Origin of the sequence: Salibacterium aidingense DSM 18341 (assembly GCF_000429685.1) — a bacterium.
In the GTDB taxonomy this organism is placed as follows: domain Bacteria; phylum Bacillota; class Bacilli; order Bacillales; family Marinococcaceae; genus Salibacterium; species Salibacterium aidingense.
Map to the genome: position 1 here is coordinate 1 of NZ_AUCI01000048.1, position 9,296 is coordinate 9,296.

General features: G+C 40.3%; 7 protein-coding genes and 2 pseudogenes. 7 read left to right on the plus strand and 2 right to left on the minus strand.

The annotated features are described in order from the left end of the window. Positions 1–486, minus strand: a 486-nt coding sequence (locus G475_RS0121795) for a DUF3231 family protein (RefSeq protein ID WP_233275831.1), incomplete at its 3' end; no start/stop codon positions are given. 290 nt (positions 487–776) lie between these two features. Between G475_RS0121795 and G475_RS0121800 the strand changes: the two genes are divergently transcribed. After that, positions 777–1,010 carry a hypothetical protein gene (locus tag G475_RS0121800; RefSeq protein ID WP_026703061.1) on the plus strand — a complete coding sequence of 78 codons (234 nt, stop codon included), beginning with the start codon at positions 777–779 and terminating at the stop codon, positions 1,008–1,010. A 492-nt stretch (positions 1,011–1,502) separates the two neighbouring features. Here G475_RS0121800 and asnB read toward each other — a convergent pair. Further along, positions 1,503–3,317 (minus strand): annotated as a pseudogene (asnB, locus tag G475_RS26025) (asparagine synthase (glutamine-hydrolyzing)). A gap of 292 nt (positions 3,318–3,609) precedes the next feature. Here asnB and G475_RS0121810 point away from each other — a divergent pair. The 6 genes and pseudogenes from G475_RS0121810 to G475_RS0121835 all read left to right on the plus strand — a co-directional run. Continuing rightward, positions 3,610–4,167, plus strand: a complete 558-nt coding sequence (locus G475_RS0121810; RefSeq protein WP_026703062.1) for a TetR/AcrR family transcriptional regulator — start codon at positions 3,610–3,612, stop codon at positions 4,165–4,167. Between the two features lie 286 nt (positions 4,168–4,453). Further along, complete coding sequence (rlmD, locus tag G475_RS0121815) at positions 4,454–5,917, plus strand: 23S rRNA (uracil(1939)-C(5))-methyltransferase RlmD (protein WP_026703063.1); 1,464 nt, start codon at positions 4,454–4,456, stop codon at positions 5,915–5,917. 484 nt (positions 5,918–6,401) lie between these two features. After that, positions 6,402–6,770: an ArsR/SmtB family transcription factor gene (locus G475_RS0121820; protein ID WP_026703064.1), complete on the plus strand. Its 369-nt coding sequence runs from the start codon at positions 6,402–6,404 to the stop codon at positions 6,768–6,770. Between the two features lie 85 nt (positions 6,771–6,855). Beyond that, positions 6,856–7,644 (plus strand): SDR family NAD(P)-dependent oxidoreductase, encoded by a 789-nt coding sequence (locus G475_RS0121825; RefSeq protein ID WP_026703065.1) that lies wholly within the window; start codon positions 6,856–6,858, stop codon positions 7,642–7,644. A gap of 681 nt (positions 7,645–8,325) precedes the next feature. Further along, positions 8,326–8,916 carry a TetR/AcrR family transcriptional regulator gene (locus tag G475_RS0121830; RefSeq protein ID WP_026703066.1) on the plus strand — a complete coding sequence of 197 codons (591 nt, stop codon included), beginning with the start codon at positions 8,326–8,328 and terminating at the stop codon, positions 8,914–8,916. A gap of 184 nt (positions 8,917–9,100) precedes the next feature. Then, positions 9,101–9,296: pseudogene (locus tag G475_RS0121835) on the plus strand (IS110 family transposase); the annotation flags it as partial.

The following is a 9,296-nucleotide window of genomic DNA, read 5'->3' on the forward strand; positions in this document are numbered from 1 at the left end:
ATCATAGGTTTCTGGTTTTGGAATATAGGGAGCTCTCACATATAACCCTTTGGATAATAAAATATCGTTGCTACCTTTTATAATTTTATCTGATTCACTTAGGCAGTTACTGAAAAAACGATAAATATCCTCTCTTACAGTTACACTTAAAGATACACTATAATTATTTAATCCGATTTTTCCTAATTGGTTCAGCATATTTACATAATATGTATCGGAAAACAAACGAGGGGCTGTTACATCTACGTCCTCACTTAGTTTAAAACCGTGGGGGACTGGAAAATTTTCGTTAGAAAATATTTGAAATATGGCATGAATGTGAGATTGAGACACCTTTAAGGCATATTGTAGTAAATTTTTTATTTCATTATCTTCGACGACATTCAATTCGTGCTCTAAATGACAAATAGCAGCACTGTCATTCATAAATGTTACCCATAATTGTGAGATTTCCGCTGACGTTAATGGTATGTTTTGTTCTAACAATTGCATCCCTACTCTTTAAAAGTATACTTGTTTATGTTTTAGTCTGTACCATTTTTTATATTGTATTCTTGAAATGTTTAATCCGCATACTTTCCCATCTAAGATTAGATCCTGGTGTCAGTTTGTTTGCCATATAACCTCCCATTTATAAGAACGTTTGTTCAGAACTAATGTTCTTGTTGTTTCTCATTTGAGTAAAGGAGTAAACCGGTATTTATTGGACGAAAATCTATTGAATAAGAATGTGTGTTCGCATATAATTGAAGAAAATCAAACGAGGAGGCTTCATGATGAATGGGATCCTTAAACGTGCAGCGGAGACAAGGGAACCAATTCAGGTTATTTATGAAGCAAAGGATGGAACGTTTAGTCAGCGAGTTGTAACTATATATCGGTTAAATGAGTGGGATGTGCTTGTGTGGTGTCACTATCGAAAGGCGGTTAGATCGCTCAAAAAATGCAATATTCTATCAGTAGGATGGATGCAGAAACAATATAATGAATATTTTCGGGTCAAGGTTTAACTTTGGCTTTATTTATATTAAAGTCACATAAAATCTTGTGACTTTTTAAAAAATCACAGAAAAATCACCGAAGCGTAGATAAGATCATATGTTCTTGGTATGTATTTTCAATAAAATATAAACGGTGAATAAATTGGAAAAAATCGTGATGAAATAGAGTAAAATTGTTCGACTCATGTGAGGCATGATGTAAAATGCCTCCCAAAAACCCTGGTATGACAATGTTATAGGGTCACAACATGATGTTGTGACCCTATTTTTAATCCCATTCCCTTCATTTCCATTTCATTTAACTAGTTTTATCGTTAACGGTAATATTTACTAACGATGCGAGCCCGTGCAGGGATCACCGTCTTATTTAATCAACGAAATATATGAATGAACAGAACTTCTGCCTTTTTTATTCTTTTTTCTGCCGCCTCTAATTCCTGTTATGAGGAAGTATAAAATAACCTCTTTGGTAATAATGGAGGGTATGAACGGTTATCCCCGTTATAAATGGAGGGTTATATCATATTCATCAAGCCAGGCGTTAATTTGCAGAAGGTAGTCCAATATTCCCTTAGCACTTGAATTATTTATTTCTCTGTCTTTCCCTTCCGCGATTTGTCGAACTCGTTCAGTATTAATGAGCTTGAGAATCGGCGATCGTGGATTATCCAACACATCAAGCATCCAGTTGCTCACACCTTCAAGATACGCGGAATCTTTTGTGCTTGGGTAGGCACTTTTTTTGCGATAGAGTACATCATCTGGTAAATACCCTTGAAATGCACGGCCCTTTTTCGATGTTATCCACATTTTTCATCTCAATAGGAACGTTCCATAAATACTCGACTAGACGATAGTCACAGAATGGAACACGCACTTCGAAACCAGTTTTCATGCTGGAGCGGTCCTTACGATCCAACATAAAGGGCAGGAAGCGTGTGATAAACATATAGGACATTTTTCGCTGCTTTTCTTGAAGATCGCTTTCACCTTCTACCGTAGGAAGTTCGCTTAAAGCTTCCTGGTACCTTTGTTTTTGGTATTGTTCAAGTTGAAGCTTCTCCCGTATATCATCTGACAATACATCTGCAAGACCTTTCATGTTTATAAGCCATGGAAAAATGTCAGCGTTTAAAAACTGTTCCTGATGATACCATGGATAACCGGAAAAAACTCATCGGCCGATTCCCCGGATAGAGCAACGGTTGATTCTTTTTTTTCATTAAAGAGGAGGTAAAGGGAAGTTTCGATCTCTCCTATACCTGGCAGATCCCGGGCGCGCATTGGAACGAGCAGGTTGTTGACTAGTTTATCCGCGTCAAGGATAATCGATTTATGATTGGTCCCCACGTGTTCAGAAACACGTTTAACCCACGGCTCATCTAAATCTGAGCGAAGGAAATCTTCCTCAAAGTCTGCTTCATTGTTCACGAAATCAATGGAATACGTATTTAATGTTTTTTCAGATCGCTCAAACTCATCACCAGCCATGGCAGTCAGCCCACTTGAATCCAAACCACCGGAAAGCATAGAAGTCACGGGTTTATCTGCAATCAGTTGACGCTGTACAGTATCCTCTAATAGAGATCGGATTTTATTAACCGTAGTTTCAAGATCATCGGTGTGTTTTTTACTTTCCAATCTCCAATATTTCTTAGTCTTTCTTTCCTTGGAGGTGAAGGTTATATAGTGTCCCGCACGGACTTCTTCTACGTCTTTAAATACACCATTTCCAGGGGTTCTAATTGGACCAAGTCCGAATATCTCCGCAAGGCCGTCCCGGTCAAGTTCGGCTTGGACTTGAGGGTGAGCAAGCAGTACCTTTAGTTCTGAACCGAAGATGATACTATTTCCCCGTTGAGCGAAAAACAATGGTTTAACCCCTAAATGGTCTCGTCCAAGCATCAGTTTTTCTTGTCTTTCATCCCAAATTGCAAAGGCAAATATGCCATTAAAATGGGTGACGCAATCTTCTTGCCATTCCAAATAAGAATGTAGTAATACTTCCGTATCCGATTCACTTTGGAAGTGATGCCCTTTATTTTTCAGTTCTTTACGAAGTTCTTGATAATTATATAGTTCTCCATTATAGGTTAGAGCAATTGTATACCCACTCTCCTGATAAATCATAGGTTGAACTCCCCCTTCAGGGTCAATAACAATCAACCGGCGGTGACCCAGAGCTGCTCTTTCTGAAAACCAGAATCCGTCTGCATCAGGACCTCGATGCTTAATAGCATTCGTCATATCTTTTAAAATTTGTTGTTCATCAGAAAGATTTAATGACCAATCAATCCATCCTGAAATTCCACACATTAGAATCAGCCTACTTTCAAAAAAATATAGAGAAAAAGTATTTCCAACAAAAAAATCGACTAAATAAGTTTATCAGTCGAAAAAAATCAATAAATTCGACCGAATTTTATTTTCGGTCATACTATTTAATAATAAACCTTGAATAAAACAATTGCAACCAACCTCTTTAATTTAAAAGTACCCCTTAGAAAAGCCTGCAGTTCTCGGCTCATCTGTTTTTAGTCATTTGACCCTTAAAGTACAATTAGTATAATTGAGACAACAACTAAGATGATAGACAAAGGTGTGTACTATGAAAAAAAAGGGAATAAAAAAATCAAATATTTTAAAAGCTGCAACTGAGCTTTTTTCCATAAAAGGTGTTCGAAATACCACGATGGATGAAATTGCTAAAAGAGCAGGGATTGGAAAAGGGACCATTTATTACTATTACAATGATAAACAGGAAATCTTACGTGAATGTTATATGAATCACATTCATAAGATTCGAAAAAATAAATTGGATGGAGAAGGAGAGGGAGTTGTTTCTAAATTGCAGAAAGTTCTTCAATTTATTCGCGAAGAAACTCATAGCGATCCATTTGTTTCAACACTCTTTCAAGAGTATCAGCAATATCGTTCACCAGAAATAGAACGCTGCTTTAAGCTGTCTGAGGAAAATGCAGTTGAAGTGATCAGTTTAATTATTGAAGAAGGCCGGGAAAATGGTGAATTAGCAAGAGTGCCTTTACCCCTGACTGCATTTTTATTAGTTAGAATGATGTTCGCCTACAATCTTGATTACCAAAGGACTGAGCAAACTGAAGACGAATTTTTACAGATTCTTCATAACATGCTGGTCAAAAAATAATATAAGATACACATGAAATCACATTCTATCTAAATAACACTCCTTTATGGGAGAATGAAAATGTAAGCGTCAAATAATCCCCACCTTAATTAAGGGAGGGGGTTCCTATTTTTAAGTGACAAAGGATCCCCTAAACCCTATATTCATTCTAGAGAAAATTCTATAGTGCCTGCAAAAACCTGTATACAAATAGGTGAAGGTGGTTCTTTTTTATCGCTCATTTTACGGCCTTCTTCGTGTAATATATAATGAGGAGTCAGGGAAAAAGAGAAGATAGGAAGTGCTTATGAATAAACGAAAGAACAATAGATATAAAAAATCAGGGGAGAAGCATACTCGGAGGGAGAAACAGTCCGGGAAACAGCACCCGGCTCAGCTCGGTCGAACGAATGGCAAAGCAGCCGGAAGGCAGAAAACTGTAACTGCAAAGGTGACCTGCTCCGGTTTAACAGATGAAGGGAAAGGCATCGTCCAGTGGGAAGGAAAGAAACTGGAGGTAGAGCATCTCCTGCCCGGAGAAACGGCGGAGCTCGCTGTTTCTCAAAAGGGACGGCATACCCGCACGGAGCTGAAGCGGATCATTAAACCATCTGATGAACGGGTGAAGCCGCCATGCGACTATTACGATGAGTGCGGTGGATGTCAGCTTCAGCATATGAATAATCAGGCACAGACACGTTTTAAGCAGGAAACGGTAGACGCCCTCATGCAGCCGTTTGGAAAACCAGAACCCATTTTGACCATGGAGCATCCGTATGATTACCGGAACAAGAGCCATACAACATTTGGTCCGAACAAAGAGCGGCAGGTGATTGGCGGGCTGTACGCCCAGAACACCCACGAGATCATTCCGATAGATCGATGTCTCATTCATGATCCGAAAGCGGACGAGATCGTACAGACAATCAAAGGAATCATGAAATCCTCTAAATTGCAGCCGTACGATGAAGACACAGGTCACGGTTTCCTTCGTCATGTGTTGATAAAGGTCGGTAAGACCAGCGGTGAGATTATGGTGGTGCTGGTAGCTGCATCGCCTGTGTTCCAGGGCAAAAAGAATGTTGTGAAAGCGCTGCGGGAGGCCCATCCAGAAATTACGACCCTCCTGCTGAACGTAAATAAAAGGAACACGAGCATGGTTCTGGGTGATGAGGAAAAAGTACTGTTCGGCAAAGGAACGATAATGGATACGCTCTGCGGACTGACGTTCGATATCTCGGCGAAGTCCTTTTATCAGATCAATCCTGGCCAGACGGAAAAGTTGTATGAAAAAGCGATGGAAATGGCAGAGCTGACCGGAAAGGAAACCGTGATCGATGCATACTGCGGGATCGGTACAATCGGTTTAATTGCCAGCAGGAAAGCCAGCAGGGTCATTGGCGTGGAGCTGAATAACGATGCTGTCCGCGACGCCATACACAATTCTAAGCGCAATGGCGTGAAAAATGCCCGATTCTATCAAGGGGACGCTGGGGAGTTTATGGTGCAGATGGCAGCACGAGGGGAGAAAGCCGATGTCGTGATGATGGATCCGCCGCGAAATGGGAGTGACGAAGCGTTCTTATCCAGTGTGGTGAAACTGCAGCCGGAGCGGGTAGTGTATGTATCATGTAATCCACAGACACAGGCGCAGAATTTGAAGTACCTGGAGAAAAACGGGTACTCGGTTGAAGAGATTCAGCCGGTGGATATGTTTCCGCAGACCACACATGTTGAGTGCTGTGTGTCTCTTGTAAGAAATAGCAATTAAAGCTGTATTTACCTATTCATTGATCTGATGCAGGTTTCTGAATCGCTAAACCGTTAAACTCAGAATAATAAGTATATAGTGGTCCAGCTTGAAACTTTATGCTTTCTCGCCGTTTACTGCTATTCGTTGGTCATAGTTTTGAAGTGTGCTTCCAATGCATCGAAACGATGGTTCCATTCGCGGCGGTGCTTCTTAACCCGGGCCGACACCTCATCAAAAGGATCGGTGCTATCGTCAGGGTCCGCCACTGCGTTCGCTATACGTTCGATCAGCCTGCTCGCTCCGACACCTTGAGGTGCTGGGAGATCACGGGTTCACGGGTGCACTAATTTTGAAGGACTCGGCGACCTCCCGATTGTCGCGGCCCCTTGTGTCAGCTTGGTCAGGATGTTACGGCGTGGAGCCACCATTGATTTTTTAAAAGCGACATGTTATATTGGATACAAATAATTAAATATTTAAACATTTGTTGGGAGGTGGTGGATTGAAGGAACAAAAGCAAAGCGTACTATTGGAAAAGAAGCAGGCTCTTCTTCATGAGATTCGTCAGTCCACAGATATTTTTAAAGCCCTTGCTGATCCCATAAGGCAAGATATTCTAATGATGTTTATGATAGCTAAACGAATGAACGTTGCACAAGTTGTGGAGCAATCGCATTTATCCAGACCGGCAATATCTCATCATCTAAAAATACTAAAACAGGCAGGCATCTTAGACTCCTTTAAGGACAAGACGGAGGTTTATTACAGCTTAACCCTTGATAACTCGGTTATAGACCAGCTTAAAGCAATCATTCGTGCTGCCGAAGGCTTATCGAATGACCCTGCTAAAGCGTTTGAAGAACATACATGACTTTCTTGCAAAAAGTGAAGAAAGTCTTTTTTACACAAAATGTTCAAATGTTTAATCATTTAAATAATTAATGGAGGTTATACAAATGAACTTTTCAAAGAAAACAGCTTTGGTAACAGGCGCATCATCTGGAATAGGGAAGGTTTTCACAACCCAACTTGCCAAAAAAGGATGTAACTTAATATTGGTTGCCCGATCGGAGGATAAACTCGAACAAATTGCAAAAGAACTTCAAAAAACGTACTCCATCCATGTGGTGCCTCTTTCGGTTGATCTATCTTCAGTTAACGCTGCAGAGAAAGTAGCCAGGGAAGTTGAAATCCTCGGGTTAACAATTGATATACTTATTAATAATGCCGGGTTTGGAACTATGGGGGTTTTCAATCAAATCTCGTCAACCCGTGTTCATCAAGAGATTCAGCTAAATGTAATATCCTTAACCGAATTAACTCATCAATTCATTGGTTCCATGATTGAAAGGAAGAAAGGCATTATTATCAATGTTGCTTCAATGACAGCGTTCCAGCCGACACCGTACATGGCTGTGTATGGTGCCACGAAAGCTTATGTTCTCTCTTTCACGGAAGCACTATGGGCCGAGTATAGAGATAGCGGCGTTCAAATCGTTGCATTATGCCCAGGAGAAACGAAGAGCTCATTTCATGCTGTATCCGGCACGGACAGCTTAAAAGGTAAGCGCATGGAGCCGATTGATGTCGTGAACGCAGCATTTAAGGGTGTAAAAAAAGATCGTAGCCACATAATAGTTGGACGGAATAATTATATTATGGCTCAACTGCCGCGTTTACTGCCTCGAAGTATGGTCGTAAAATTCGCGAAAGGTGTATTTCAATCAGCTTTGTCCAACAAGTAACTTTGCTAAAGGGGGAATTTGCCTGCTAAGGATTCCGCAGAAAAACGAAATAATTCGAATGGGAGATTTTGAGTTTTGTGCAGTTGAATCGAAAATTACATTCGATTTGAGCGATGAAATTAAGTTTATTTTCTGCAGCGCACAGATTAACGGCAGAGTATCTTTACCCCCTCCATGGGCATCCTTACAGGGGGCGTCTTTCGCATACAGGGCATGTGGAGGCAGTCACAAAATTAGTACGAAACGAAGAAGCAGGTAACCGATAAAAGGTGCCTGTTTCTTTTTAGATTGGTGTCAGCCCCACACTTGATTAAACGCTTTAGCGTAATGGGGAAAGGAAATAAATATACGGAGCCTTCCCAAAAAATGAAGTAAGTGAGATTTTTCAGTAGGTTATATGGTTACGCTGAACTTTATAAACTACATGGGCCATGGCGGGAGCTTTACCGATATGGATCATGTGGATATAAATCAATATATTAATCAAATGAAATAATTTGTAAGCAGCCGTTATGGAAAAACCAAGACGGCTGTTTTTCGCGAGAGACAAGGAGACGCGGCAGGGTATTTGTAAAAAAGGTATAGAAAAAATGAAGGATGAGCTTGACAACAAAAGAATGTTGTTTTATATTTATGACAGTCACTGATGACTGACATTTTTGTGGAGTAGAGGTTATGCAAATGAAATCCAGTAAAAAACAGAACACTGCTGATAAAATTATGACAGCTGCCATTGATCTTATGGCGGAGCGTGGATACAATGGAGTATCTACGGAAGAAATTGCAACAGAGGCCGGGTTTAGCGAAAAAACGCTGTTTCGGCACTTTAAAAGCAAACAAAATTTATTAGAGTCGGCTTTTCACCGTTATCATTATGCAGAAGAGATGAGAGACCTTTTTGATGAGCAGATAAAATGGGATCTTCATGCAGACTTGCTGATGATATGCCGAACCTATCACAAAATCATGTACCAGAATCGAAAAATGATCCAGATCAGTGCAAGAGAGCATAGAAATCTTCCTGGATTTCAGGAGGAAACTCACAAACATCCACAGCAATTAAAGGAGTTTCTTACCGATTACTTTAAAAAAATGTATGAAAGAGGAAAGGTTATTAAATCAGACCCTGAAAAACAGGCCGTTGCTTTTCTGTACATGAATTATGGAGCTGCTATGGGAAGAATGAACGATGATCCCATACTCGGCACTATTTCCATCGATAGCTTTATTGAGGAAAGTGTCTCGGTTTTTACTAGGGGATTAACACCCTAGTTCTTTTTAAAAAAAATAATGTCAGTCAGTAGTGACGGTCATAAAATCAACTTTTTCAATGTAAGGAGCATTCCTGTTAGGGGAAAATGTGAGTTTTGAACAAAAAAGAGCCCCCTTGGTATAGTACGGAGTGTCTGATGAAAAATCATCGACCTCGAATCCAGGAAACCAAGGAGGACTCACCATGCATTATACGCAAAACGAAAAACTCACGCAAATCACCTCTAACACACTCATTATTGGCGTAGATATCGCTAAAAACAAACAGGTGGCTCGTGCTTTCGATGACCGCGGTTTTGAATTTGGAAAACGAATCAGCTTCTCCAATGATAGAGAAGGATTCGAAGCTTTTCTACAATGGGCAGCCATGCATCAAGAAA

Excerpts from the sequence above, each read along its gene's own strand:
- rlmD (WP_026703063.1), top strand. The coding sequence starts at position 4,454 with ATGAATAAACGAAAGAACAATAGATATAAAAAATCAGGGGAGAAGCAT.
- G475_RS0121830 (WP_026703066.1), top strand. The coding sequence starts at position 8,326 with ATGAAATCCAGTAAAAAACAGAACACTGCTGATAAAATTATGACAGCT.
- G475_RS0121825 (WP_026703065.1), top strand. The coding sequence starts at position 6,856 with ATGAACTTTTCAAAGAAAACAGCTTTGGTAACAGGCGCATCATCTGGA.
- G475_RS0121800 (WP_026703061.1), top strand. The coding sequence starts at position 777 with ATGAATGGGATCCTTAAACGTGCAGCGGAGACAAGGGAACCAATTCAG.
- G475_RS0121810 (WP_026703062.1), top strand. The coding sequence starts at position 3,610 with ATGAAAAAAAAGGGAATAAAAAAATCAAATATTTTAAAAGCTGCAACT.